This is a genomic window from Luteimonas panaciterrae (assembly GCF_020511115.1).
GTDB classification, from domain to species: Bacteria; Pseudomonadota; Gammaproteobacteria; order Xanthomonadales; family Xanthomonadaceae; genus Luteimonas; species Luteimonas panaciterrae.
Genome location: NZ_JAJAVH010000009.1, coordinates 13,094 through 38,723, shown reverse-complemented (window position 1 = coordinate 38,723; position 25,630 = coordinate 13,094). Strand labels below are relative to the sequence as shown.

The window sequence follows — 25,630 nt, the reverse complement described above, 5'->3', positions numbered from 1 at the left end:
TGCGATGTCCGGTGCGCTGTTCGGCGGCAGTTCGGCCGCGAACATGGCATTGGCGCGGCCGACCGCGATTGGCAGCACGGAAAATGACCTGGTATTTACTCCGGTGGCGCCCTGCCGCATCGTCGATACCCGCGTGGCCGGTGGTCCTCTCGCCGCGAACGGGACGCGTAGTTTCGTCGGCTGGACGGCGACCAATTATTCCGCCCAGGGCGGTTCGTCGACGAATTGCAGTATTCCGGCCAATGCCTCCGCGATCTATGTCAACGTGGTGGCGGTCGATACCGTGCAGCCAGTGGGTTATCTGGTGGCCTGGCCGTCGAATACCGATCGGCCGAATGCGGCGACGGTCAACTTCGTTGATTCGGATATCGGCAACTCGTTCATCCTCAAGCTGTGCCGTCCGGGCTGCGCGACCCAGTTCTCCGTGTTCAGTACCTCGCAGACGCAGGTGGTCCTCGACGTCTACGGCTACTACATGGAGCCGGTCGCCACGGCGCTGGATTGCGTGGTCGTCACCAAGGATGCGCCGCTGCTGAACCTGGAGTTCCAGAACGTCACCGCATCCTGCGCGGCCGGCTACGCCGCCGTCGGCGGTGGCTGCACGGGTCCGGTCGGCCTGCAGATCGGCGGTTCCACCCCCGCGGTCACCGGCGGCAAGCCGACTGGTTGGACCTGCCGACTGGGCGGACTCCTCTCTGGCTTGCTGGGTGGGCGTGCGGACGCCACCTGCTGCCGTCTCCCGGGACGCTAGTAGCCCGATTCACGGACTAAATGCTTTACTAGAGGGCACGGGGTCTTTGAGACCCCGTGCTTTTTTCGTGGTCCGTTCAAGGAAACCCCGTGCATCTGAGTTCGATGCAACACATGCAGGATCTCGTTTCGAGATACGTGCAGCGCGGCAAGCCGCAACGCGTCGTGGATATCGGCAGCTACGACATCAACGGCAGCTACAAGCAATATTTCGACGATCCGGCCTGGCAGTACACCGGCGTCGATCTGGAAGCAGGTCCGAACGTCGATGTCGTGCTGGAATCGCCGTATGTCCTGCCGTTCAAGTCGAATTCGGTCGACGTGCTGGTGTCCGGGCAGGCGATCGAGCACATGGATTTCTTCTGGGTGAGCTGGCTGGAGATGGTGCGCGTCGTCGCGCCCGGCGGCCTGATCTTCCTGCTGGCGCCCTCGCGTGGTTACGAGCACCGTTATCCGGTCGACTGCTGGCGCTTCTATCCCGACGGCTTCGATGCGCTGGCGCGCTGGGCTGGCGTGGAGCCTTTGGAGATCACCACGGACTGGGAGCCGCACGAGGATGAGGCCAGCTCGAACTGGGGTGACACGGTGGGCGTGTTCCGCGTCGGCCGGATCAGCGCATGGGAGCGGCTCAAGCAGTCGATCATCCTGAATCTCTCGCGGCAAATGCTGCGCGCACGCCACGCCAACACGCGTCCGGTGCGGCACGGTGGCCGCGATCTTCTGGAAACATAGGCGTTCGCGACGACGCGGCGCCTGCTTGCGGGCGTCACAGGAAAGAATCGGCCAGCCGCGCGATCCCCTCGCGGCTGCGTTGCCAGGTGGGACGGCGGCGCCAGGTCTCCTGATCGACGAAATCCGACTGGGCCAGATAATCGTCCTCGATCGCGCGCAGGCGCGCGACCACGGCGCTGTCGTAGCAGAGCAGGCCGACTTCCGCGTTGAGCGCGAAGGAGCGGATGTCGAGATTGATCGAGCCGACGAGCGCGATGTCGCCATCCACGCGCAGATGCTTGGCGTGCAGGAAATGCGGACGGTACAGCGCGATGCGCACGCCCGCGGCGAGCAGTTCCTCGTAGTAGGCCGTCTGCGCCCAGGCGGTCAGGCGCTGGTTGTTGCTGCGCGAGAGGATCAGCTGCACGTCGATGCCGGAGAGCGCGGCGATGCGCAGCGCGGTGAGCGTGGCGTCGTCCGGAACGAAGTAGGGTGTCGCCAGCGTCACGCTGCGCTGCGCGCGTTGCACCATCGCCACGACCATGTTGCGCGCGTTCTCGAACGGATAGGCGGGACCGCTCGGCAGCGCCTGCGCCGGCGTGGTGCCGGCGATCATCGCCGAGATCGATTCGGTCGCGACCGCGAGCGCCTCGCCCGTCTCGATGTACCAGTCGCTGGCGAACAAGGCCGCCAGCTGCAGCACCACCGGCCCTTCGACGCGCGCCACGACCTCGCGGTTCGGTGTGCCGGGCACGAAGTCCGGCGCCGCCAGATTCTGCGAGCCGGTATGGCCGATGTGGCCGTCGATCACCGCGATCTTGCGATGGTTGCGCAGGTCCATGCGCGAGCTGCGCCGCCAGGCGAGTCCGCCGGCGAGCATCGCGCGCACGTCGACGCCGGCCGCGCGCAATGGCTTGGCGAACGCGCGCAGCCCGCGCTTGGCGCCCACCGCATCGAGCAGCACCCGGCAACGCACACCGCGCGCCGCCGCGCGTTGCAGCGCCTCGGCGAAGGCGCGGCCGACGGCGTCGTCGAACATCAGGTAATACAGCAGATGCACTTCGTGCCGCGCGGCGTCGATGTCGGCCAGCAGCGCCCGCAGTGAAGCGTTGTATTCGTCGAACAGCGTGACGCTGTTGCCGGTCATCGGCATGAAATCGCCGAGGGATTCGGCCAGACGCGCGATGTCGTCGACGTTGATCTCCTCGCGCTTGCCGGCCGGCTGCCAGCGCAGCTGCGCGAGCGGCTGCTGCAGTTCGCGGATCAGGCGCGAGGCCTGCGACTGGCGCTGGCGGCGCTGCGTCGCCAGCCAGGGATGGCCGAAGGCCAGATAGAGCGGCAGCCCGAACAACGGCACGAAGCCGACCAGCAGCAGCCAGCTGCGCGCTGCGGCCGGCGAACTGCGCGTGGGAATCCAGAACAACGCCGCGATGCGGATCAGCCAGTCGGTGACCAGGATCAGTGTGCTGACGGTGATGGCCGGCAGTTCCATGCCGTCATTGCAGCACGAATCGCGTCAGAGTCCAGCCCGGCGGCCGTTGCGGTTCCGGAACGAAGCAATCCGCCTCATGGCGGACCGCAAAAGAAAAACCCGCCTTGCGGCGGGTTTCTCGAATGACTCGAAGCCGGAAGGCTTACTTGATCTTGCCTTCCTTGTAGATCACGTGCTTCCGAACGACGGGGTCGTACTTCTTGACCTCCATCTTGTTCGGCGTGTTCTTCTTGTTCTTGTCGGTGGTGTAGAAGTGGCCGGTGTTGGCCGAGGAGATCAGGCGGATTTTGTCGCGTTTGCTGGGCATGATGGGCTCCTCAGATCTTTTCGCCGCGGGCGCGCAGCTCGGCCAGAACGGAGTCGATGCCGTTCTTGTCGATGGTGCGCATGGCGCTGGTGGAAACGCGCAGCTTCACCCAACGGTTCTCACTGGCGACCCAGAAACGGCGCTCGTGCAGATTGGGAAGAAAACGGCGGCGGGTTTTGTTGTTGGCGTGCGAGACGTTGTTGCCGGTCTGCACGCGCTTGCCGGTGACTTGGCATACGCGGGACATAACGCACCTCGAAAGGTAATGGATGCTTCCCTTGGCCAGGGAGGCGGCGGCCCCGGAGCCCGATGCCAGCATCGAGTCCACGCAATTCGGGAGGGTGTTGACCGCCATGCGGAGTCGGGCGGAATCGCGTTTCCGGCCCGGTCCGGGCCATTGGCCGGACATAGCGAGCCGCGCATTATGCCCGGCCGGCCGGCCCTGGGCAAGCACTTATCCACAGCCACCGCCCCGGGAGGGGCTGCGATCAGTGCCCCGCTTTGTCCCGGTGCCAGCCGCGATGCCGGATGTCCAGGTACAGGCTGTAGGCCGCGGTGAAGGCAGGAAACAGGTTCTGGATCACCCCCACCGAGTCCTGCTTCTGCGAGAACACGAAGTAGCTCAGGGTCATCACGCTGCCGGCCAGGCTCATGTACCAGAACAGGCGCGGGATCACCGGCTTGCCGTGGCGCTTGCTGGCGATGAACTGCACCAGCCAGCGGCCGCCGAACATCAGCGCGCCGATCAAGCCGATCAGCTTCCACGGGCTCATGTGCAGCCCGGTCCAGGCGAGCCAGACGATCGGCTCGTTCATGAAATCGCCGCTCACGCCAGTTCTTCCGTCGCGGTGCGCTTGCTGCGCGTGATCAGCCAGGCCACGCCGCGCAGATCGCGCAGGCCAACCAGGGCGCGGTTGAGGTTGTTGTACTTCGACACGCCGCTGGCGCGATGCCGGTGGTTGACCGGCACGCTCACCGTGCGCCAGCCGGCGCGCTGCATCAGCGCGGGCAGGTAGCGGTGCATGTGGTCGAAGTACGGCAGGTCGAGGAAGGCGGCGCGCTCGAACAGCTTGATGCCGCAGCCGGTGTCTGGGGTGTCGTCGCGCAGCATGCGGCTGCGGATGGCGTTGGCCCACTTCGAGGCCCAGCGCTTGCTGCCCGAGTCCTGGCGGTTGACGCGCCAGCCGGCGAACAGCTTGGTGTCGGGCGTGGCGGTCTCGCGGGTGGCGAGCAGTTTCGGGATGTCGGCGGGGTCGTTCTGGCCGTCGCCGTCGAGCGTGGCGATCCAGGCGCCGGTGGCGGCCTTCACGCCGGTGCGCACGGCGGTGCTTTGTCCGCTCTGTGAGAGGTGGCGGATCACGCGCAGCTCGGGTGTGGTGGCTTTCAGTTGCTTGAGGGTGTCGAGCGTGCCGTCACGGGAACAGTCGTCGACGTAGACGATCTCGAACGGAATCCTGCCGCGCAGCGCGGCCACGATCTCTCCGATCAGCGGTGCGACGTTATCCTGTTCGTTGAAAACCGGGACGACGACGGAAAGAGAAGGAAGGGTCGACATGGAGCGTTATACGGGCTTCGATATATGAATTAGGCTTGCGCTTGGCGGCGCGGTCGTAGTGCGTTTCACGATAACCGGACTCCAAGTGGGGGGCGAGGTTCTCGACGAAGCGCCGATTAGTATATGGCGCAGGGGTTCTTAACGTTAAATGCAATGCAAGGTGGCTTCTTCACAGGTTCCAGCGGCAAGGGCCTGGAGCTGCGAGATGAAGTTGTCCAAGAGGATGGGTTCGCTCCGCAAATACATTTTTGCCTCGCTGGCAACAACCTCATGGAGAAATCCTGTGAATTCGGATTGCTGGAGTGTGGAAATGTAGAGCGTGCCGGGCGCGAGGAATTGCAGGCGCGCATGAAATGCACCGCTGGCGTATTTCGGTCCGAACGCGCCTAGTTGGATTTCCTGAAAATCTTCCTGGATGTGATCCCGGAAAATGGATAGATCTTTGACCAAGTCATCGAGTTGATCGTGGCTGACATACACTTGGTTTTCGAAGCGTAATCGCCGATCCGATACAGCAACAAGAAGCTCGACCAAGTCGTTGTCGAACCATATCTTGGTCAGGACGACTCCATTCGACATGACGCCGTTTATCTCTATGAGGTACTGCGCCCGCGCAGCCGTTCCAACACGCCATCCAGCGTATCCAGATCGGTGTAGTGAATCACCAGCTTGCCCTTGCCCGCGCGCCCATGGGCAATGCTGACGCGGGTGCCGAGGCTTTCCGACAATTCGGTTTCCAGCGAAGCGATGTCGGCCTGCGGCTTGGCCTTGTTCGGCGGCTTCTTCGAAGTGGTGACGGGCACCTTGCCGGCGGCGAACTGCTGCGCGCGGTGCTCGACTTCGCGCACCGACCAGCCATGCTCGGCGGCATCGGTGGCGAGCTTGGTGGCCAGTTCCGGCGACAGCGTGAGCAGCGCGCGGGCATGGCCCATTTCCAGATGACGCGCTTCGAGCAGGGCGCGAATAGGCGGCGGCAGTTCCAGCAGGCGCAGCATGTTCGATACCGCCGCGCGCGAACGGCCCACCGCTTCGGCGGCCTGGGCGTGGGTGAGGGCGAATTCGTCGATCAGGCGCTGCAGGGCCTGCGCCTCTTCCAGCGGATTGAGATCCTCGCGCTGGATGTTCTCGATCAGCGCCATCGCCACCATGGTGCGGTCGTCGACGCTGCGCACCACCACCGGCACTTCGGTGAGGCCGGCGATGCGCGAGGCGCGCCAGCGGCGTTCGCCGGCGATGATCTCGAAGGTGCGGTCGTGCAGCTCGCGCACGACGATCGGCTGGATCACGCCCTGCGCCTTGATCGATTCGGCCAGCTCGCCGAGTTTGTCCTCGTCCCAGTGCTTGCGCGGCTGGTATTTGCCGGGCGCCAGCGCGTCCACCGGCAGCGTGCGCAGGGTGTCGCTGGGGGTGGCTTCCAGGGCCGGCGCGGCGGCCGCGGCCTTGGGTCCGAGCAGCGCTTCCAATCCGCGTCCGAGCCCACGCTTCTTGGCGGGCTTTTCGATGGTTTTGGCGGCGCTCATGCCGGGTTCTCCGAAGGTGCTTGCTGGGCTTGCTGCATGGGGGGGGATTTCTGTTGCTGTTCGCGCTCGCGCTGGCGGCGCAGCACTTCGCCGGCCAGGCCGAGATAGGCGACGGCACCGCGCGAGCCCTTGTCGTAGCCGACGATGCTCTGGCCGTGGCTCGGCGCTTCGGCCAGGCGCACGTTGCGCGGGACGATTGTGCGGAACACCTTGTCGCCGAAATGTGTGGTGAGTTCGGCCGAGACGGCGTTGGCGAGGTTGTTGCGCACATCGAACATGGTGCGCAGCACGCCTTCGATTTCCAGGCCGGGGTTGAGCTTGGCCTTGAGCGCGTCGATGGTCTGCAGCAGCGCGGTCAGGCCTTCGAGCGCGTAGTACTCGCACTGCATCGGCACCAGCACCGCGTCGGCGGCGGTCAGCGCGTTCAGCGTGAGCAGCGACAGCGCCGGCGGGCAGTCGATGAGGATGTAGTCGTAGCGCTCGCGCAGCGGATCGAGCGCGCGCTTGAGGCGCTGCTCGCGGCCGTCCTCGTCCATCAGTTCGATTTCGGCGGCGGTGAGGTCGGTGTTGCCGGGCAGCAGGTCGAGGCCTTCGTCGGTCTTGACGATGGCGTTGTCGGCGTGGATTTCTTCCAGCAGCACATCGCAGGTGGAAGCCGACAGCTCGCGCTTGTCCACGCCCAGGCCCATGGTGGCGTTGCCCTGGGCGTCGAGATCGACCAGCAGCACGCGCTTGGGCGTGGCCGCCAGCGCCGCGGCGAGATTCACCGCCGTCGTCGTCTTTCCGACGCCGCCTTTCTGGTTGGCGATAGCGATGATGCGGGCCATGGGTCCGGGCTGCCTGAGGGCGTGCTGTTGAGAAGGGTGGAAAGTCCGGGCAACCGCGATGGCGTGGTCGCCCGGGGCGGTTGTCCGAATTGGGGATTATGCCCCAGCCGCCGCGCCGCACTGTGCCGGCGGCAGCGGAACATGCCGGAAAGCGCCTGGCGGACGGATGCGCCGGCCGCTAAACGTGGCCGGTGCGCGTCACTTCGACGAGATGGCGCTCGGCGCCCAGGCCAGGAACCTGAAGCGGCGAGACGCTGCGCACCCGCCAGCCCGCGGGCAGGGCGGCGATCTCCTCCGCCGGGTGCGCGCCCTTCATGGCCAGCAGGCGGCCTTCAGGTTTCAGCAGATGGCCGCCGAGGGCGAGGATGTCGGCCAGCGTGGCCAGGGCGCGCGCGGTGATGGCATCAAAGGCGCCGGGTTCGGCGACGGCCTCGGCGCGGGCCTCGACCACGCGCGCGTTCGCCAGCCCCAGCACGCGCACCGCCTCGCGCAGGAAGCGCGCCTTCTTGCCGTTGGACTCCACCAGCGTGACGCGCAGCGCCGGCACCGCGATCGCCAGCGGGATGCCCGGCAGGCCCGCGCCGGTGCCCAGGTCGGCAAGCGTGGCGATGTCGCGCACGTAGGGATGCATCGCCAGCGAGTCGAGCAGGTGCAAGGTCACCATGTCGCCGGGATCGCGGATGGCGGTGAGGTTGTAGGTGCGGTTCCAGCGATCGAGCAGGGCCAGATAGGCGAGCAGCGGCTCGGCCAGGGTGGCGTCCAGCGCCAATGCGCGCAGGCCGTCCTCGAGGGGCGCGCGTAGCGTCGTGGGAAGGGAATCGCTCATCGTGGAATTGTAGAGGCTGGCTTGCGCGCGGGCGCGCCGTCCGAAATTTCTTGCTGCGTTTCAGCAGGCAACGAAGAGATGCGCACAAGAAGGCTGGCGATATCTTCGCCAGGAAAGCGCGGCATGCCTCGATGATCGGGGCCCAGGAACAGGCGCAGGAACAGGCGTGTTTTTACGGATCTTCGTCGCGCCGACGGCCACGCCAGGCCAACGCCGCCACATAGCCCGGCATCGGCGTGAAGGCATGCAGGGACCATTCTTCCGGCACGCCGAGCGCCGCATCGCAGGCCGTCATGCGCCAGGTTTCGGCGTCGGCGACGAATTCCAGCCGATCCAGCCCGAACACCAGCCCGCGACCATGCGCCTTCAGCACCGCTTCCTTGGCGCACCACAGGCGCACGAAAGCGATTTCACGGGTCGCCTCGGGCCATGCGCGCAGCGCCGCCGTTTCGTTCGCGGTGAAGAAGCGCTCCGCCAGCAGCAGCGCGCGCGGCCGTGGCCGCAGCCATTCGAGATCGGCGCCGACGTGGACATCGCTGCCGAGCGCCACCAGCAAGCCGTTGCCGCTGTGGCTCCAGCTGACGTCGAAATCCGCGTTCGGACCGTTCAGGCGCGGGCGGCCATGCGCATCGCGCGCCAGGGACAGTTCGAGGGCGGCGGTGTTCAACCATTCGGCCAGTTTCGGCCGAACCATCGCCTCGGCCACCGTTCCGTGGTGGTAAGCGCCCCACGCGCAGCGCACGGGACCGAGTTCGAGGCTGTCGTCGGGATTGAACATGGAGAGCGATTTGGCGTTTATGGGGCGTTCGTGGAGCGAAATTCGGGGTTCGGGCCGGACCTGCATCGACTGCCCAGTCAGCGTAAGCTAATCGCAGGGGAAGTAAGGATACGGGGAGCGCGGCATCGATCGCCGCGGAACCAAGAAGAGACGATGTCGGCAGTCATCCAGAGCAAGCTTGCGTCCGCCAGCTCGAGCCTTTCCGCATTGGCCCAGGGGGCACCGACGCGCGCCATCGCGTTCGATGCGCATCGTCGGATTCCTCTCGAGACCTTCTTCGCGCACGTGCGCGCGCTCGCCGCGAGCCTGCCGGAAGCCACGCATGCGGTGAATCTCTGCGAGGATCGCTATCGCTTCCTCGTGGCGTTCTGCGCCGTCGCCCTGCGTGGACAGACCACGCTGCTGCCGCCCTCGCGCACGCGCGCGGCGATCGACGAAGTGCGCGCGTTGCATCCGGGCAGCTATTGCCTCGGTGACAGCGAGCCTTGCGGCTGCGCCGAAGCGCATCTGATGCCGCTGCCGCATTACGTGGCGCTGCCCGATCCGTTGCCGCGATGCGATGGACCGCTGCCCGCCATCGACGACGATGCCTTGGTGGCGATCGGCTTCACCTCCGGCAGCACCGGCACGCCGAAACCGAATCCGAAGACCTGGCGCAACTTCCGCACCAGCACGATGCAGAACCTGGCCGCGCTGGCGGGATTGTGGCCGGATGGCGAAGCAGGCGTGATGCACGTCGTGGCCACCGTGCCGCCGCAGCACATGTACGGCATGGAGATGTCGGTGCTGCTGCCGCTGCACGGCAACGTCGCCGTACACGGCGGACGGCCGTTTTTCCCGCAGGATGTCGCGCAGGCGCTGCAAGACGCGCCCGCGCCGCGCCTGCTCGTGACCACGCCCGTGCATTTGCGCGCGCTGGTGGAATCGGACATCGCATGGCCGCCGCTCGCCGGCATCGTCACCGCGACCGCGCCCTTGCCGCAGCCGCTTGCCGCGGCGGCCGAAGCGCGTTTCGGCTGCGAGGTGCGCGAAGTGTTCGGCTCCACCGAAACCTGCGTGATCGCGCGCCGCCGCACCGCGCTCGAAGAAGCCTGGACGCCGCTGCCCGGCGTACAGCTCACGCCGCAGCCCGATGGCACGCAGGTGCAGGCCGCGCATCTCGAACAACCGGTCGTGCTCGCGGACTTGATGGAACTGCAATCCGACGGCTGTTTCCTGTTGCGTGGCCGTCAGGCCGATCTGCTCGAGATCGCCGGCAAGCGCGCATCGCTCAGTGATCTGACGCGTCGCCTGCTGGCGATTCCCGGCGTGCGTGATGGCATCGTGTTCCAGCTCGACGATGCCGACGAATATGGTGTGCGCCGCATCGCCGCGCTCGTTGTCGCGCCGGAATTGCACGAGCGCGACATCCTGCAATCCCTGCGCCGCAGCGTCGACTCCGTATTCCTGCCGCGCCGCCTGCAACGCGTGGATGCGTTGCCGCGCAACGAAACCGGCAAACTGCCGCGCGCGGCCTTGTTGCAACTGCTGCAAAGCAGCATGCGTTGAGCATGGGCGGCACAACACCCGTTGCGACTGCATTCATCTCCCCCACATCACCGTAACGCCGCCAACGTTAGGTTGACTGCGCCGCAGCAGTGCTGAGGCGTATCCCGCTCAACTTTTCAGGAGTCGCAGCATGAATTTCATTATCTGGCTGATCGTAGGCGGCATCATCGGCTGGGTTGCCAGCCTCATCATGAAGCGCGACGCCCAGCAGGGCATCATCCTCAATATCGTCGTCGGTATCGTTGGTTCGTTCCTGGGAGGTTGGTTGATCGCACCACTGCTGGGCACGGGTACGGTCAACAGCGGCGACTTCAGCATCATGGGATTGGTGTCATCGCTGATTGGCGCCGTGGTTCTGTTGCTGATCATCAACCTGTTCACGCGTGGGCGTGCGCGCTGACCCATCGCTCTGAAACCGGTTTTAAAGAAGAGGCCCGGAACACCGGGCCTTTTCTTTTCCGTATTGCTTGCGATTCGCTATGACTGCAATTGCACCCAGACAGGCGCGTGATCGCTGGGACGCTCCCAGGTGCGCGGTTCGCGATCGATGTCCGCGGCGGACGCGCGTGCGCGCAGGGCATCGGACACCAGGGTGAGGTCGATGCGCAGGCCGAGATTGCGGCGGAATGCGGCCTGGCGGTAATCCCACCAGCTGAACTTGCCGGCGTCGTTGTCGTGCAGACGGTAGGCATCGTGCAGGCCAAGGTCGAGCAGGCGCTTGAGCGCGGCGCGCTCGGCGGTGGAGGTGAGGATGTGGTTCTCGTTCCAGATCGCCGCGTCGTGCACGTCGCGTTCGTCCGGAGCGATGTTGAAGTCGCCGAGCACGACCAGTTGCGGATGCGCCTGCAATTCCAGCGCCAGCCATTCGTGTACGGCGTCGAGCCAGCGCAGTTTATAGGCGTATTTCTCGGTATCGACGTCCTGGCCGTTGACGACATACAGATTGACGATGCGCACGCCGTCGACAGTGGCGGCAATCACGCGCTTCTGCTCATCGTCGAAGCCGGGGATGCCGATCTGCACGTTCTCGATGGCGCGATCGCGGGCGAGGATGGCGACGCCGTTGTAGGTCTTCTGCCCGGAGAACACGCTGCGGTAGCCGAGACCGGCGAGCACGGTATCCGGAAACTTGCTGTCCTCCAGTTTCGTCTCCTGGATGCCGACCACATCCGGCTGCGCGGCGCGCAGCCATTCCTCCAGATGCGGCAGGCGGACGTTGAGGGAGTTGACGTTCCAGCTGGCGATTTTCATGGCGGCTTGGGTGGGGAAGGCGGGAGGGACGCGGCGGCTTGCGCTTCGGCCGCGGCGGCAGCGGCCGCATGGTGGGCGGCTTGCATCGCCGGTGTCGCGGATAGTGACGGATCGGCGGCAGGGCCGATTCGCACGCGCTGTGCCAGCGACGCCAATTGTGCATCGTCGCCGGACGAACAGTAGCCCTTCAGGTCGCGCGCGCCGACGCCGTCGAAATGCAACGGATCCGATTGCGCGACTGCGGGGCGGGTGCGCAGCCACAGCCGTAGCCAGTCGTCGTAGCGCGGTTGCGCATCGCGCTCGTCCAGCGCTTGCAGCAGGTTGAACAGCACGGCTTGTTTCTCACGTATCGGAGTCTTGCCAGACACGATGATGTCGGCCACCAGGAATAGGCGTTCATTGGCGACGACGTAGGGAGTGCCAAGCCGCGTGCGCCCCGCCTCGGGAGCATCCGGGAGCAGGTAGCCGAGCCCACCGCCCTGCGAATCGTCGCTGGCCAGCACGCACATGGCTTCGGTTTGGTTGAAATGGCGCAGCCCATCCAGGCCGGCAGCGATCGCGGCGCGGTCACCGCCGAGCACGAGACTACCGAAGTGCTGGAATTCATCGTATTCCGCCTGCCAGCGGTTGCTGTCGACTTCCTGCATGAGCTGCGCACCCAGCGGCACGAGCAGCAGACCCAGCAGTACGCCCAGGAGACTGGCCTTGAGGGTGCGGGTGATCGCGCCGACTGTCACCGCCATGCTGGGCACGGCGATCAGCGCGATCAGTCCCAGCAACGGCAGGGCGTAGGCGATCGCCAACGACTGCGAACGCTCCACCCAAGAGAACAAGGCCAGCGCGACCAGGGGAAAGGCCGCCAGCCACAGCCAGAACGCCCAGCCGAACAATGGCGAAGCCGGTTTCGGGGGTTCCTTGGCGGCTGGCGTACCCCGCATGGGTTTGACGGGGTCAGACATCGGATCGTGTGTCCGCCGCACGCCGACGCATCGATGCCGGCGCCACGTCGCCCCGCGTGCGGGTCACGAACGTCCGGCCAACAACCGCACCATCCGATCCGCCAACCCGCGATACGGCGGCTTGAGCAAATCAGTCGCCGAGCGCCGCGACTGCCACAGCACTGGAATCGTCTTGGTCATGGCATCGAATCCGGCGCGGCCGTGGTACTGGCCCATGCCGCTGGCGCCGACGCCGCCGAAGGGCAGATTGCTGGCGGCGAAATGCAGCAGGGTGTCGTTGACGGTGACGCCGCCGGCCAGGATGCGATTGAGGATCTTCTCGACGGTGCCGCGATCGTGGCTGAAGGGATACAGCGCGAGCGGACGGTCGTGCGCCTCGATCCACGCCAGTGCTTCGTCGAGGCTGCGATAGCTGCGGATCGGCAGGATCGGGCCGAAGATTTCCTCCTGCATCACCTTGGCGTCGTCACCGGGTTCGAGGACGAGGGTCGGGGCGATGAGGTGTTCGGCCTCGGCGCGGATGGGATCGACCTCGGCCAATGCGATCACGTCGAGGCCGCGCGCGCGCGCATCGTCGAGATAGCCGCGCAGGCGCCGGTACTGGCCTTCGTTGATGATGCGGGTGTAGTCGCCGGCGTCCTTGAGGTCGCCGTAGCGCGTTTGTGCCTGCGCGCGCAGCGCTTGCACGAGGGCGTCGCGGCGGCTGTGTTCGACCAGGATGTAGTCGGGTGCGATGCAGGTCTGTCCGCCGTTGAACCATTTGCCGGTGGACAGGCGCGCGGCGGCTTGTTCGACCGGGTAGTCGGCGGTCACGATCGCCGGCGACTTGCCGCCGAGTTCGAGCGTCAGCGGCGTCAGGTTCGGTGCGGCCGCCGCCATCACCTTGCGGCCGACCGCCGTGGACCCGGTAAAGACGAGATGGTCGAACGGCAGCGCGGCGAAGGCGGCACCGAGCGCGGCATCGCCGAGGGCGACGGCGACGCGGTCGGCCGGGAACACTTCGGCCAGCACGTCGCGCAGCCAGGCGCTGGTGCGCGGCGCGTGCTCGGACGGCTTGAGGAAGACGTGGTTGCCGGCGGCGATCGCGGTGGCGAGCGGGATCAGCGCCAGGTTCACCGGATAGTTCCACGGCGACATCACGCCGACCACGCCCACCGGTTCCGGCCGCAGCTGTGCGCGCGCCGGCCACAGCCGCCAGCCGGCGCCGACGCGGCGCGGCTTCATCCAGCCACGCAGGTGGCGACGCAGATGATCGATCTCGGCGACCACGGTCATGGTCTCGGCGATCAGCATCTCGTGTTGCGAGCGGTGGCCGAAGTCGGCGGAGATCGCCTGCAGCATGGTGTCGGTGCCGGCCTTGACGGCGGCACGCAGGCGGGCGAGGTCGTCGAGCCGCTGCCGCGCATCCGGCCGGTTGCGCTGCCAGGCGGTGCGCAGGCGGGCGAGGGTGGGCTGCAGGTCGGCGACGGCGGTTTGGGCGGGCATGTCCATGCGTTCAACTATAGGCCGAGCGGGGAACGGAGAGTGAAGCGGGTCCGGGCCAGCATGGCGGGGATGTCATTTTGTCCGCGTCTCCCACCTGCGCCGCACTAAAATCCCCCCATGACCGCCAATCTCCGCCCCTATCGTGACAAGCGCCCCGTGCTCGGCGCCCGTGCCTACGTCGATCCGGCCGCCACCGTCATCGGTGATGTCGTGCTCGAGGACGACGTCTCGGTCTGGCCGCAGACGGTGATCCGCGGCGATGTGAATTTCGTCCGCATCGGCGCCCGTACCAACGTCCAGGACGGCACGGTGGTGCACGTCAGCCATGACGGGCCGCATGCCAAGCTCGGCGGATTCGCCGCGGTGATCGGCGCCGATGTCACCATCGGCCACAAGGCGGTGATCCACGCCTGCCGCATCGAGGACGCGGTGCTGATCGGCATGGGCGCGGTGGTGCTCGACGGCGCGGTGGTGCGCAAGCACGGCTTCGTCGGCGCCGGCGCGCTGATCGCGCCGGGCAAGGTGGTCGGCGAGGGCGAGCTGTGGCTGGGCAATCCGGCGAAGAAGGTGCGGATGTTGTCCGATGCCGAGATCGAGGCGTTGTACTACAGCGCCAAGCACTACGTGCGGCTCAAGGATGAGTATCTGAGCGGCGGCGCGACCTAACGAGGCACGGTGGCGAGTTCGAGCAAGCGCAACGTTTCCAGCGCCTGCCCGCGATCCGCGCCGCACATGTCCTCGGCCGGACGCAGCGAGGCGCAGAACGCCGGACGTGACGGCGAGCCGAACAATCGGCATCGATAGTCGTCGTCCAGTTGCACGCAAGGAATGCCGGCCGGTTTGCCGTGTGGCATGCCGGGAATCGGTGAGGTGATCGACGGCGCGATGCAGCAGGCACCGCAGCCTTCACGGCAGCGCATGACGGGTTCCGGCGACGGACGCGGGTTGGGAGCGGATGTTCGCCACGGTAGCGGCTCCGGCATGGGAGGAACAGAGGCGCGATCTCCATGCGTCGGTGTCGCGCGGTCGGAGACTTGGCCGGGCTTCCGTCGCAATTGCTGTAGTAGCATTGTTGCGGGGATGACCCGTCGACGGTGCAGGGAGACGTCGCACATGGAAGAGGTTCGACTGCCTTTCAATCCGTATTCGGCACCGGCGGCGCCCGTGTTGCAGTCCGAGGCGGTGGGAACGGTGGTGCCCGCTTCGCGCTGGAAGCGGTTGGGCGCCTATCTTCTCGACACCGTGGCGTTTTTCGCGGTGCTGTTTCCGGCCATTCTCGTCGATAGCTTCGGACGGGCCGAGGAGGATCGGATTTCCGCCGCGGCTGGCTTGCTGATGCTGGGCGGATTGGTCGCGCTGCTGGTGATCGATCTGATCCTGCTGCACCGGCACGGCCAGACGCTGGGCAAGCGCTTGTGCGGCATCCGCATCGTGCGCAGCAATGGCCAGCGCACCGGGCTCGGTCGTCTGTTCGGCCTGCGCTATCTCCTGGCGCAAGGCGTGCTGGGGATGGTGCCGCTCTTTTCGCTGATCGACACGCTTTTCATTTTCGGTCAGGACAAGCGCTGCCTGCACGACCTGATCGCCGACACGATCGTCGTCGACGTCTGATGCTCGATACGTTCCGCGAGGTCCATACCCCGGAGGGCGTCGCGTTGCAGTTGCCGGCGGCCGGACCGGTGCCGCGCGCGCTGGCCTGGCTGGTCGACGCCATCATCCGTTTCGGCGTGGCGACCGCTTCGAGCATGGCGTTGGCCTTTCTCGACGAGATCGGCCTGGCCGTGTACCTCATCGTCATCTTCCTGCTGATGTGGGGCTATCCGGTGGTGTGCGAGGCGATGTTCGACGGCCAGACGCCCGGCAAGCGCGCGCTGGAGCTGCGCGTGGTCTCGGCCGACGGCGCGCCGGTGGGCTGGATGGCGTCGATCGTGCGCAATCTGATGCGCACCGTGGACATGCTGCCGTTCGGCTATGCCTTCGGCGTGATCGCCGGGCTCGCCGATCCCTACGGACGCAGGCTGGGCGACATGGTCGCCGGCACCGTGGTCGTGCACGCACCGCGCGTGCGTCTGCTGCGCACGGCGCCGAGCGTGAGCGTGCATGCGCCGGCCGTGCCGCTGCGTCCGCAGGAACAAGTGGCGGTGATCGCGTTCGCCGAACGCGCCACGCAACTCACCACCGAACGCCAGCGCGAACTTGCCGACATCGTCGAGCCGGTCACTGGCGCGCGCGGCGAACTCGGCGTGATGCGGCTGGCCGGCATCGCGAGCTGGTTGTTGGGACGGCGGTGAGATGAGGCAGGCGCATTTCATCGCCCGTCACGAGGCGGAATGGCAGGCGTTCGAGAAGTGGCTCGAGGCGCGCGGCGACAATCCGCGCCAGGCTCGCGCCGAACGCAAGTGGGACGGCCTGCGCGACGAGGACATGCCGGTGCATTACCGGCGCCTGTGCCAGCATCTGGCGCTGGCACGCCGCCGCGGCTACAGCCCGGTCGTGACCACGCGCCTGCAGGATCTGATGCAGCGCGGCCACAACGCCCTGTATCGGCCGGCGCCGCCGCGCTGGCGCCGCGCGCTGGAATTCCTGATCGCCGATTTCCCGCGCCTGGTGCGCGCGCAGCGCGGCTGTCTGTGGATCTCGGCGGCGTTGTTCGTCATTGCCACGGTCGGGATGTATCTGGCGGTGCAGTGGAAGCCGGAGCTGATCCACAGCCTGTTCAATCCGCAGCAGATCGCCGAGTTCGAGGCGATGTACGACCCAGGCGCGACGCACACCAGGATCGGCCGAGAGAGCGGCGGCGATCTGATCATGTTCGGCCACTACATCCTCAACAATGTCAGCATCGCCTTCCGCACCGCCGCCAGCGGTTTCCTCGCGGGGATCGGTTCGCTGCTGGCGCTGGCCTTCAACGGTGTGATCTTCGGCGGCATCGCCGCGCATCTGCAGACGGTGGGGCATGGCGATCCGTTCTGGCGCTTCGTGGTGGGTCACGGCGCGCCGGAATTGACGGCGATCGTGATCGCCGGCGCCGCCGGGCTGCGCCTGGGCCTGGATCTGCTCGCGCCGGGACGCCGGCGCCGCATCGATGCGTTGATCGAGGGCGGCAAGGTGTTCGCGCGGCTGTGCCTGGGCGTGTTCGCGATGCTGGTGTTCGCGGCGTTCGTTGAGGCGTTCTGGTCGTCGATCGGATGGATGCCGGCGTGGATCAAGTTCTCGGTCGGTGGTGCGCTCTGGGCGGGAGTGCTGTTCTGGTTGTGGCGTGGCGGACGCGGAGCGATGACGCATGCGTCTTGAATCCCTGCGCGTGGAACTGCGCCCGCGTTCGCCGTGGGAAGCGGTGGAACTCGGCACCGCGCTCGTGCGCACCAATGCCCGCGCGATCTGGATGCCCTGGCTGCTGATCACGCTGCCGGTCTTCGTGCTCGTCAACGCGGCCGGATGGGCGCTGGGCATGGTCTGGCTGCCCTGGCTGGTGATGTGGTGGCTGAAGCCGCTGTTCGACCGCATTCCGCTGTACGTGCTCTCGCGCGCCGTGTTTGGCGAGGCGCCGGGCACGCGGCAGACGCTCACGGCCCAGTGGCGCTGGGGCTGGCGTGCCATGTGGCCGATGCTGCTGTGGCGCCGCTTCAGCCCGATGCGGGCGATGACGCTGCCGGTGGACCTGCTCGAAGGCGTCGAGCCGAAGCGCTTGCGCGAACGCCGCTGCGTGCTCGTGACCGGCGTCAGCGGCACCACCATCCTGCTGACGCTGACGTGCTTCGGCTTCATCGGCGCGTTGGCGATGTCGGGTGTGTCGCTGGCGATGCTGCTGGTGCCGTTCGAATATCTGCCCGAACTGCGGAATCAGGTCTGGCTGTTCATGGAATACCAGCCGCCGGCCTGGCTGGTGGTGGTGCTGCACGTGCTGGTCTGGGGCGGTACCAGCGTGATCGAGCCGTTCTACGTCGGCGCGGGCTTCGGCCTGTACCTCAACCGCCGCACGCAGATCGAGGCCTGGGACGTGGAAATCGCCTTCCGCCGCCTGCGCGCGCGGTTGCAGGCGGGTGCCACGACACTATTGCTGGTCGTTGCGATGGCTGTGACCTTGCCCTCGCATGCGCAAAGCTCGGGCATGTGCCCGCTGCCGCAGGTCAAGGGCGAGGCCGAGGCGGCGACGTTGAAGGAAGTCTTCGGCAAGAGCCTGGTCGACGAAGGCTCGTTCAAGGAAGCGGTCGGTCGCGCTTATCGCGATCCGCTGCTGCGGCCGAAGAAGAAGGAAGTGCGCTGGGAAAAGCGTCATCCGGCGGAGAAGAAGGAGTTCGAGCCGCCGCAGATGAAGTGGCTCAGCCGATTGCTGGAATCGATCGGCCTCATCGGCGAGATCGTCTTGTGGGTCGTGCTCGGTGCCCTGGTGCTGGCCTTGGCGTTGACCGCGAAACGCTGGTGGCCGTGGCTGCGCGGCGGCTTGTCGGGGCGCCAGGAACCGCCACCGGTGGACGTGACCGATGCGACGTTGCCGGAAATCCTGCCCGACGACATCGCCACCGCCGCGCGCGCCCTGTGGCGTGAAGGACGACCGCGCCGCGCGCTGGCGCTGCTGTATCGCGCCAGCGTCGAGGTGATGGCCGAACGCGCCGGCGTCGCGCTCGTGCCTGGCGCCACCGAATCCGAATGCCTGCGCGCCTCCAGGCGCATGCCGCAGAGCGAGGATCGCGACGCGTTCTCGCGCATCGTGCGCGTCTGGCAGTACGCGGCCTATGCGCAGCGGCTGCCGGAAGATGCCGAATTCGAGACGCTGCTCGGCACGCTCTCGCAGCGCTTCGGGTGGGCGGGATGAGCGCGGGCAAGAACAACAAGGGGCTGATCGCGCTCGCCATCCTCGGCGCCGCGGCGGTGATCGCGCTGCTCGCGTGGTGGTGGTATCACAACTACAAGCGCGTCGAGCGCATCGTGCCGATGCCGCCGCGCGGCGAGGCGAGTTACAACCCGCTGTACGCGCTGAAGCTGGCCCTGCGCAATGAAGGCGTGAAAGTCGATGCGCGGCAACGGCTGCAGCTCGACCAATCACCGCATGGCCAGTCACGGCTCGGCCGTCACGACACGCTGGTGCTGTACAACGATCCGCGCACGCTGCCGACCGTCGATGTCGACGCGTTGCTCGAGTGGGTGTCCGATGGCGGACATCTGCTGTTGCGCATGCCGCCGGAGGAACGCTTCGGCAGCGAGATCCGTCCCGGACAATTGTTGTGGAACTTGAAACTGCGCCCGATGCCGGACGAGTCCGCCTGCATGCCATTGGGAGCAGGGCAAACCGAAGACGATTCCGAAGCTGAAAGCGAAGACGACGCCGAGACCGAAACCGAAACCGAAACCGCAGCGGAACCTGAAGCTGGAAGCAAAGCTGAGGCGGAAGCCGCGGCCGAGGCGGCGGCCAAAGCGGCAAACAAGGCGGCCAGGGTCGCATCACCGATGCTGTTCTGCGGCAGTGCGCGTTTCACCATGGAAGGCGTCGAGCCGTTGTTGAGCTGGGGCGATCTCGACGCCGGCTACGTCTACGCGCGCTTGGCGCACGGCGACGGCACTATCGAGGTGCTGTCCGATCTGGACTTCCTCAACAACAGCGAACTCGAACATCCCGCCAAGCTGGCGCTCGCGCGTCAGCTGCTGCAGCCGGGATGGAAGCAGGGCACGGTGCATCTGATCTATGCCGCCAGCATGCCGCCGCTATGGCGCTTGCTGCTGGAGAGGGCATGGATGGTGTGGGTGCCGCTGTTGCTGGCCGTGTTCGCCTGGCTGTGGATGCGCAAGCAGCGTTTCGGCCCGCTGCGGCCCACGCCGGAACCGGGACGCCGCGCCCTGCTCGAACACGTGCAGGCCAGCGGTGAGCACCTCTGGCGCTACGGCCGCGCGCACGTGCTGCACCAGGCGATGCGCGAGGCTTTCTTCGCGCGCCTGCGCCGCCGCGATCCGTTGGCCGCCGCGCTCGACGGACCCGCGCAGGCGCAGGCCATCGCCGAGCACACCGGCATGCCGGTGTCCGATGTCGTCCACGCCTTGCAGACTCCTCGACCTTCCGACGGCGCCGATTTCCGGCTCCGCATCGCCCGTTTGATTCAGATGAGACAGAAACTATGAGCAGCGAAGCACTCATGAGCACATCGGCACAGCTTCCCGAACCGATCACGGGCGAAGCCCTCGCCGAACGCGTCGCGCGCGTGCGCGACGAAGTGGGCAAGGCCTTCATCGGGCAGCCCGATGTGCTCGACCAGATCCTCGTCGCCCTGCTCGCCGGCGGCCACGTGCTGATCGAAGGCGTGCCGGGCCTCGGCAAGACGTTGCTGGTGCGCGCGCTGGCACAGGCGCTGGGCTGCGGCTTCGCCCGCGTGCAGTTCACACCCGACCTGATGCCGAGCGACGTCAGCGGCCATGCCGTCTACGATCCGAAGACCGAGAGCTTCGTGATCCGGCGCGGACCGATATTCACCAACCTGCTGCTCGCCGACGAGATCAACCGCGCGCCGGCGAAGACGCAGTCGGCGTTGCTGGAGGTAATGCAGGAACAGCAGGTCACCATCGAAGGCGCGAGTTTCCCGCTGTCGCCGCCGTTCATGGCCTTGGCCACGCAGAACCCGATCGAGCAGGAAGGCACATATCCATTGCCGGAGGCGCAGCTCGATCGCTTCCTGCTGAAGATCCTGATCGATTATCCCTCGCAGATCGACGAGGCGCGCATGGTGGCCGCGGTCAGCGCGGGACGCACCGCGGCGGATTTCGATCTGTCGCAGGTGACGCAGGTGTCGTCTGCGCAGGACATCGTCGCCATGCAGCAGGGCACGGCGATGATCACCGTCGACGATGCCGTCGTGCAGTACGCGGTGCGGATCGCTGCGGCGACGCGGAAATGGCCGGGCATCGCGCTCGGCGCCGGCCCGCGCGGCAGCCTGGCGCTGGTGCGCGCGGGACGCGCGCAGGCGGTGCTGATGGGGCGCGATTTCGTCACGCCGGACGATATCCGTGACATCGCCAAGCCGGCGTTGCGGCATCGCATCGAGTTGGCGCCGGAGTTGCAGATCGAGGGGCAGGATGCGGATCAGGTGTTGCATGCGTTGTTGGCGAAGGTGGAGGCGCCGAGGCAGTGATTTTTTCGCTGCCCTTGTTGTTCGCTCGTCATTCCCGCGAAGGCGGGAATTCATGGACTTTGTCGTTGCCTTTGCTCGTCGTCCCAGCGGAAGCTGGGATCCATTTGGCTTTTGCCTTTGCTGTTGCTGTTGAAAGGCAAAAGCGTTTCGTCCGCTGCGCGGCCGAGTTCAATTATTTTTATAAGCGTCAAAAGAAAAGAACCAAAGAAAAAAGCTTTACCCGACAAAGCAGCCCCAGGGTTTCATTGCTATCCGGATTTTTCGACTCGCCATCCATGGCTCGGTCGAAAAACGGCGCACATCCTGTGCCCTCGGACCAATGGTCCTCGACACCTTCGGGTCTCCTTGCGTTACCGGCGTATCGACATTTTTAGAAGCGAAAAGCTAGAGCATCTGAATTTCATGGCCAATCCGTTCCACACCGCCATTCCAAAGCCTGCTCCGTTGCTGGTAACAGCGCTTGCGCTGTGGGCGGCGTTGGGTGTGGTGACGAGTTTCGGATGGCTTCCGCTGCAGATTTGGGTGTGGAGTGGGGTCGGGCTTGCTGTGTTGGCATTGATCGATGCTTGGCGCTTGCGCCGACGCGCGACGCCGGAAATCGTGCGTAACGTGCCGGAAGCCTTGCCGATCGGTGTCGAGCGGGAAGTCGTGTTGCAGGTGGAAGGTGGTCCGCGCCGTCAGCGGGTCGATGTGCATGATCTGCATCCCGGCGGATGGGAAACGCAGGATCTTCCGCGCCGGCTCGCGCTGGCGCCGGGCACGGTGTCCAGCTTCGCCTATCGTCTGCGACCGAATGCGCGCGGCGATTTCGTTTTCGATGGCGTGCAGCTGCGGTTGCTGTCGCCATTCCGGTTGTGGCGGCAATCACGCGTGGCGGGTGCGCCGCAGCGGGTGCGTGTGTTTCCCAATTTCGCGCCGTTGGCGCGGTTGGCGTTGCTGAGCGCGGAGCAGGCCTCGCGGATCGTCGGTGCGCATCTGAAGCGGCGGCGCGGTGAGGGGACGGACTTCCATCAGATGCGCGAGTACCGCGTTGGCGATAGCCTGCGTCAGATCGACTGGAAGGCCACCGCGCGTGCGCGCAGGTTGATCTCACGTGAATATCAGGACGAGAAGAATCAGCAGCTGGTGATGATGCTCGATGCCGGGCGCCGCATGCGCGCGCGCGATGGCGAGCTGGCGCATTTCGATCATGCGCTCGATGCAACGCTGGTGGTGTCCTATCTGGCGCTGCGCCAGGGCGATGCGGTGGGGCTGTTCACCACGGGCAGCGAGCAGCGCTGGGTGGCGCCGCAGCGCAGTCTCGGTGCCATCGATACCCTGCTCGGTGCCTGCTACGACCTGCAGCCGCAATCGGTGGCCACCGACTATCTGGCCGCGGCGACCGAGCTGTCGCTGCGCCAGCGTCGTCGCGCCCTGCTGATGTTGGTCACCAATCTGCGTGACGAGGACAGCGAGGATCTGCTGACGGCGGTGCGTATGCTGCAGCGCCGTCATCTCGTCGTCGTTGCCTCGTTGCGCGAGCGGGCCGTCGACGAAGCCCTGGACGGACCCGCCGACGATCATGCCACCGCGATCCGCGCCAGTGCCGCTGCGCGTTATCTCGCTCAGCGTGCCGCGGTGCACGACGCGTTGCGGCGCCATCGTGTCACGGTGCTCGATGTCACCTGCGAACAGTTGCCGGCGGCATTGGTGGAGCGCTATTTGGCCATCAAGCGGGATGGGTTGTTGTAAGCACGTCGTTGCCTTGACTCACTTCTGAGGCGACTGCTCCGAAAGATTCAATTCACACAGGGGCTCGAATGTTCAACCTGTTCGCATACGATGACGTGAGCCTAGGCAGAGCCGGCTGGTGTTTGCTGATTGGAGTGTTCGGCGGCACCGCATTGGGTGTCGTGTTGGAGCAACTTGGGATTTCCAACGGGCCAGTCCTGCTCGTCGTTCTGATTTCCAATCTGTTCGCGGCCTGGTTCATCGCCAAGGCGGCTGGAGCGCTGGGCAAAAATCCATGGCTCTATGGGCTGCTCTCCGCGTTTGCGCCGCCGATCGCGCTCATCTTGTTCCTGTCCCTTCGCAATCCCGGCGCTGCTCCTTCTCTGATCCGTGGCGGCGAGTCGGAAGCAGAGCGCCTCGCATCCATCATGCAGGATCATGGCGTCGGTGAATCGGCTTCGGGGATGGCCGCCTGGTCGGCATTCAAGGCATATGGCCACGAAGTGTTCGGGTCGAGAGGCGTCGGGCTTCTTTTTCAGGCCGGAACCTATGAATTTTCAGGGTCGCCCCGTTTCTACTTCAATCCTGTTTGTCAGTTCGAGATGCCCGCGGCGGATGGCGGGTACGATCATTTCGAGCAGCTGCTTTGCGAGCTCACTTGTCCGCCAAGCGAGGAGTTGAAGGGGATAGACATCACGTTGTGGTCGTTTGACTATCCATCCGCGGATGCTTTCTTCGCCGCCGTCGAGGCGATGCCTGGGTTCCGGATCGCGGCCAGCCAGCCCGACTATCGGGTTTCGATCAGATACGAGGCCGTCTAGCGCGCCAATCGCGGCGCGGCTTCGCGATCGATCCTGCTGTGCGTGAAATCCGCGATCGGACGATCGTCGGCGTCATCAATCCGCGGTCACCAGCGCCGCGTTGCGTCCGCGCAATGCTTCGTAGACCTCGTCCGTCTCCGGCCGCACGCCGTGCCACAGCTGGAAACTTTCCGCCGCCTGTTCGACCAGCATGCCGAGGCCGTCGATCGCTTCGTGTGCGTTGGCCGCGCGCGCCCAGGCGAGAAACGGGATCGCCGCTTCGCCGTAGCTGAGGTCGACGCAGGCGGTGCGCGCGCCGATCAGCGACATCGGCAGCTTCTGCATGCCGCCATTGCGCGCGGCGGAGGTGGCGTTGATGATCAGATCGAATTCGCCGAGCGCGGGCAGGTCGGTGTAGTAGCGCGAATGCACGCGTCCCGGCTGCCCCTGCGCGTCGATCAGTGCGTCGGCGCGGGCGCTGTCGCGGTTGACCACGTACAGGTCGCCGATGCCCGCGTCGAGCAGCGCCGGCGCCACGCCGCGTGCCGCGCCGCCGGCGCCGAGCAGCAGGGTGCGGCGTTCGCGCAGGTCGAGGCCCTGGCGGTCGCCGAGATCGCGCAGCAATCCCGCGCCGTCGGTGTTGTCGCCGCGCCAGTTGGCGCCGTCTTCGGTGCGCGTGAGCGTGTTGACGGCGCCGGCGCGTTTCGCGCGCGGGCTGACGTCGACGCAGAGCTTGAAGGCGGCTTCCTTGAGTGGCAGCGTCACGTTCGCGCCCTTGCCGCCGCTCGCGGCGAAGGCGGCCAGCGATGCGGTGAAGGCTTCCGGTGTCGTTTCGATCGCTTCGTACTGCAGCGCGATGCCGGTCTGCTTCGCGAACGAAGCGTGGATGCGCGGAGAGAGCGAGTGTGCGACCGGATGACCAAACACGGCATGGCGGGATGGGGACATTGCAGCCTCGATTGCTGAGGAAAGAAGGGCGGCCCGTATCGTCCGGCCGCGAGACCCGCAGTCAGTCTACTCCCGCGCCGGATGCCTCGCTTCACGACGATGTGTCATGACGGAACGTGAAAGGCGCACTCCAGATCACATGGCCGTCAGCACGTCCCGCACGGCTTCGCGCAGCAGGTCCGCCAGGCGCGTCACTGCCGGTGCGGGCGTGGCTTCGGCGTGAGACAGGCCGAACAGGCTGAGGCCCAGCGTCGGCACGGACGGCAGTGTCGGATCGTCCAGCACGTGTACGCTTTCGGGCAGTCCGATCGGCGTGCGCAAGCTCAGGCCGAGGCCCGCGTTCACCGCCGCCCAGATGCCGGCGAGGCTAGCGCTGGTGAAGGCCAGACGCCAAGGGATGCCGGCGCGATCGAGCGCGGCCGTGGCGGCACTGCGCATCACGCAAGGGGATTCCAGCATCACCAGTGGCAGCGGTTCGCGATCGTTCGACGGGAATTCGGGCGTGCCCGTTCGCGAACCGATCCAGCGCATCGGTACTTCGCCGAGAGGTTCTCCATGCGCCAGTGCATCGCCGGTGTTCCAGGCGAGTGCCAGATCCAGCTGTCCGCCACGCACGCGTTCGAGCAGTTCGGCATTGCGCGCGATGCGCGCCTCGATGCGCACGCGTGGATGCGCGCGTGCGAAGCGGCCGAGAACATTGGAGAGCAGGCTTTCGCCGAAATCCTCCTGCAAGCCCAGCCGCACCCAGCCTTCGAGCGCGGTGCCGCGCAGGGCGGTGGCGGCTTCGTCGTTGAGATCGAGCAGGCGGCGGGCATAGGCCAGCAGCGTGTCACCGGCCTCGGTGAGCGCCAGTCCACGGCCGGCGCGGCGCAGGATCGGGGTGCCGGCCTGTTCCTCCAGCTTCTTCAACTGCGCGCTGACAGCGGAAGTGGAGCGATTCAGGCGCTCGGCCGCCTTGGCGAAGCTACCCAGCTCGACGCCGACGGCGAGGCTGCGCAGGGCGTCGAGATCGAAGTGGATGCCGCGCATCTAAATTGTCCCGGAT

At 66.3% G+C, this 25,630-nt stretch carries 29 protein-coding genes; 13 read left to right on the top strand and 16 right to left on the bottom strand.

Translation table 11 applies throughout. From position 1 onward, the window contains the following. The coding region (locus LG367_RS12745) for a hypothetical protein (RefSeq protein WP_226469640.1) at positions 1-751 on the top strand (751 nt) is incomplete at its 5' end. Between the two features lie 113 nt (positions 752-864). Beyond that, positions 865-1,482: a methyltransferase domain-containing protein gene (locus LG367_RS12740; RefSeq protein ID WP_226469639.1), complete on the top strand. Its 618-nt coding sequence runs from the start codon at positions 865-867 to the stop codon at positions 1,480-1,482. A 34-nt stretch (positions 1,483-1,516) separates the two neighbouring features. Here the strand turns inward: LG367_RS12740 and cls are convergent, their stop codons facing one another. The 10 genes from cls to LG367_RS12690 all read right to left on the bottom strand — a co-directional run bounded on the left by cls (position 1,517) and on the right by LG367_RS12690 (position 8,766). Then, positions 1,517-2,953, bottom strand: coding sequence for a cardiolipin synthase (gene cls, locus LG367_RS12735; RefSeq protein ID WP_226469638.1), 1,437 nt, complete (start codon positions 2,951-2,953; stop codon positions 1,517-1,519). A gap of 142 nt (positions 2,954-3,095) precedes the next feature. Continuing rightward, positions 3,096-3,263, bottom strand: coding sequence for a 50S ribosomal protein L33 (gene rpmG / locus LG367_RS12730; RefSeq protein WP_425490963.1), 168 nt, complete (start codon positions 3,261-3,263; stop codon positions 3,096-3,098). Positions 3,264-3,270: 7 nt separating this feature from the next. Continuing rightward, positions 3,271-3,507, bottom strand: coding sequence for a 50S ribosomal protein L28 (rpmB, locus tag LG367_RS12725; RefSeq protein ID WP_226469644.1), 237 nt, complete (start codon positions 3,505-3,507; stop codon positions 3,271-3,273). A 241-nt stretch (positions 3,508-3,748) separates the two neighbouring features. After that, on the bottom strand, positions 3,749-4,075 hold the full coding sequence (locus tag LG367_RS12720; RefSeq protein WP_264179912.1) for a lipid-A-disaccharide synthase N-terminal domain-containing protein: 327 nt from the start codon (positions 4,073-4,075) through the stop codon (positions 3,749-3,751). 11 nt (positions 4,076-4,086) lie between these two features. Beyond that, positions 4,087-4,815 (bottom strand): glycosyltransferase family 2 protein, encoded by a 729-nt coding sequence (locus LG367_RS12715; protein WP_226469635.1) that lies wholly within the window; start codon positions 4,813-4,815, stop codon positions 4,087-4,089. A gap of 144 nt (positions 4,816-4,959) precedes the next feature. Then, positions 4,960-5,394 (bottom strand): hypothetical protein, encoded by a 435-nt coding sequence (locus LG367_RS12710; protein WP_226469634.1) that lies wholly within the window; start codon positions 5,392-5,394, stop codon positions 4,960-4,962. A 14-nt stretch (positions 5,395-5,408) separates the two neighbouring features. Further along, positions 5,409-6,335 carry a ParB/RepB/Spo0J family partition protein gene (locus LG367_RS12705; protein ID WP_226469633.1) on the bottom strand — a complete coding sequence of 309 codons (927 nt, stop codon included), beginning with the start codon at positions 6,333-6,335 and terminating at the stop codon, positions 5,409-5,411. Further along, positions 6,332-7,162, bottom strand: a complete 831-nt coding sequence (locus LG367_RS12700; RefSeq protein WP_226469632.1) for a ParA family protein — start codon at positions 7,160-7,162, stop codon at positions 6,332-6,334. The genes LG367_RS12705 and LG367_RS12700 overlap by 4 nt, the downstream gene beginning before the upstream one ends. Before the next feature lie 178 nt (positions 7,163-7,340). Beyond that, complete coding sequence (gene rsmG / locus LG367_RS12695; RefSeq protein ID WP_226469631.1) at positions 7,341-7,988, bottom strand: 16S rRNA (guanine(527)-N(7))-methyltransferase RsmG; 648 nt, start codon at positions 7,986-7,988, stop codon at positions 7,341-7,343. Positions 7,989-8,160: 172 nt separating this feature from the next. Next, complete coding sequence (locus LG367_RS12690; RefSeq protein ID WP_226469630.1) at positions 8,161-8,766, bottom strand: 4'-phosphopantetheinyl transferase family protein; 606 nt, start codon at positions 8,764-8,766, stop codon at positions 8,161-8,163. A gap of 153 nt (positions 8,767-8,919) precedes the next feature. On the opposite strand from LG367_RS12690, the gene LG367_RS12685 reads away from it, so the two are divergent. Both LG367_RS12685 and LG367_RS12680 read left to right on the top strand, forming a co-directional pair. Further along, positions 8,920-10,314 (top strand): AMP-binding protein, encoded by a 1,395-nt coding sequence (locus LG367_RS12685; RefSeq protein ID WP_226469629.1) that lies wholly within the window; start codon positions 8,920-8,922, stop codon positions 10,312-10,314. Positions 10,315-10,444: 130 nt separating this feature from the next. Next, positions 10,445-10,714, top strand: coding sequence for a GlsB/YeaQ/YmgE family stress response membrane protein (locus LG367_RS12680; RefSeq protein WP_226469628.1), 270 nt, complete (start codon positions 10,445-10,447; stop codon positions 10,712-10,714). Between the two features lie 77 nt (positions 10,715-10,791). On the opposite strand, the gene xth is transcribed toward LG367_RS12680, so the two are convergent. The 3 genes from xth to LG367_RS12665 all read right to left on the bottom strand — a co-directional run bounded on the left by xth (position 10,792) and on the right by LG367_RS12665 (position 14,009). Beyond that, entirely contained in the window at positions 10,792-11,565 is a 774-nt protein-coding gene (xth, locus tag LG367_RS12675; protein ID WP_226469627.1) for an exodeoxyribonuclease III, read from the bottom strand. Next, positions 11,562-12,524, bottom strand: a complete 963-nt coding sequence (locus LG367_RS12670) for a hypothetical protein (protein ID WP_226469626.1) — start codon at positions 12,522-12,524, stop codon at positions 11,562-11,564. The genes xth and LG367_RS12670 overlap by 4 nt, the downstream gene beginning before the upstream one ends. Before the next feature lie 63 nt (positions 12,525-12,587). Then, complete coding sequence (locus tag LG367_RS12665; protein WP_226469625.1) at positions 12,588-14,009, bottom strand: coniferyl aldehyde dehydrogenase; 1,422 nt, start codon at positions 14,007-14,009, stop codon at positions 12,588-12,590. 117 nt (positions 14,010-14,126) lie between these two features. Between LG367_RS12665 and LG367_RS12660 the strand changes: the two genes are divergently transcribed. Further along, positions 14,127-14,675, top strand: coding sequence for a gamma carbonic anhydrase family protein (locus tag LG367_RS12660; RefSeq protein ID WP_226469624.1), 549 nt, complete (start codon positions 14,127-14,129; stop codon positions 14,673-14,675). Here LG367_RS12660 and LG367_RS12655 read toward each other — a convergent pair. Then, positions 14,672-14,929 (bottom strand): YkgJ family cysteine cluster protein, encoded by a 258-nt coding sequence (locus LG367_RS12655; RefSeq protein WP_226469623.1) that lies wholly within the window; start codon positions 14,927-14,929, stop codon positions 14,672-14,674. The genes LG367_RS12660 and LG367_RS12655 overlap by 4 nt on opposite strands. A 193-nt stretch (positions 14,930-15,122) precedes the next feature. Here LG367_RS12655 and LG367_RS12650 point away from each other — a divergent pair, with 193 nt between their 5' ends. The 8 genes from LG367_RS12650 to LG367_RS12615 all read left to right on the top strand — a co-directional run bounded on the left by LG367_RS12650 (position 15,123) and on the right by LG367_RS12615 (position 23,658). Further along, entirely contained in the window at positions 15,123-15,620 is a 498-nt protein-coding gene (locus LG367_RS12650; protein ID WP_226469622.1) for an RDD family protein, read from the top strand. Continuing rightward, positions 15,620-16,300, top strand: coding sequence for an RDD family protein (locus LG367_RS12645; RefSeq protein WP_226469621.1), 681 nt, complete (start codon positions 15,620-15,622; stop codon positions 16,298-16,300). The genes LG367_RS12650 and LG367_RS12645 overlap by 1 nt, the downstream gene beginning before the upstream one ends. Before the next feature lies 1 nt (position 16,301). After that, positions 16,302-17,303 carry a stage II sporulation protein M gene (locus tag LG367_RS12640; protein WP_226469620.1) on the top strand — a complete coding sequence of 334 codons (1,002 nt, stop codon included), beginning with the start codon at positions 16,302-16,304 and terminating at the stop codon, positions 17,301-17,303. Beyond that, positions 17,293-18,825, top strand: coding sequence for a DUF4129 domain-containing protein (locus LG367_RS12635; RefSeq protein ID WP_226469619.1), 1,533 nt, complete (start codon positions 17,293-17,295; stop codon positions 18,823-18,825). Before LG367_RS12640 ends, LG367_RS12635 begins: the two co-directional genes overlap by 11 nt. Then, positions 18,822-20,123, top strand: coding sequence for a DUF4350 domain-containing protein (locus tag LG367_RS12630; protein ID WP_226469618.1), 1,302 nt, complete (start codon positions 18,822-18,824; stop codon positions 20,121-20,123). The genes LG367_RS12635 and LG367_RS12630 overlap by 4 nt, the downstream gene beginning before the upstream one ends. A 14-nt stretch (positions 20,124-20,137) precedes the next feature. Further along, positions 20,138-21,127, top strand: a complete 990-nt coding sequence (locus tag LG367_RS12625) for an AAA family ATPase (RefSeq protein ID WP_226469617.1) — start codon at positions 20,138-20,140, stop codon at positions 21,125-21,127. A 402-nt stretch (positions 21,128-21,529) separates the two neighbouring features. Continuing rightward, the gene (locus tag LG367_RS12620) at positions 21,530-22,858 is read left to right on the top strand and encodes a DUF58 domain-containing protein (RefSeq protein ID WP_226469616.1); all 1,329 of its coding nucleotides are present in this window, start codon (positions 21,530-21,532) and stop codon (positions 22,856-22,858) included. 68 nt (positions 22,859-22,926) lie between these two features. Continuing rightward, a complete protein-coding gene (locus LG367_RS12615; RefSeq protein WP_226469615.1) occupies positions 22,927-23,658 on the top strand; it encodes a hypothetical protein in 732 nt (243 codons plus the stop codon). A gap of 75 nt (positions 23,659-23,733) precedes the next feature. Here the strand turns inward: LG367_RS12615 and aroE are convergent, their stop codons facing one another. Together aroE and LG367_RS12605 are read right to left on the bottom strand one after the other, a co-directional pair. Continuing rightward, positions 23,734-24,585 (bottom strand): shikimate dehydrogenase, encoded by an 852-nt coding sequence (aroE, locus tag LG367_RS12610; protein ID WP_226469614.1) that lies wholly within the window; start codon positions 24,583-24,585, stop codon positions 23,734-23,736. A gap of 135 nt (positions 24,586-24,720) precedes the next feature. Continuing rightward, complete coding sequence (locus tag LG367_RS12605; RefSeq protein ID WP_226469613.1) at positions 24,721-25,614, bottom strand: LysR substrate-binding domain-containing protein; 894 nt, start codon at positions 25,612-25,614, stop codon at positions 24,721-24,723. Between the last annotated feature and the right edge of the window lie 16 nt (positions 25,615-25,630).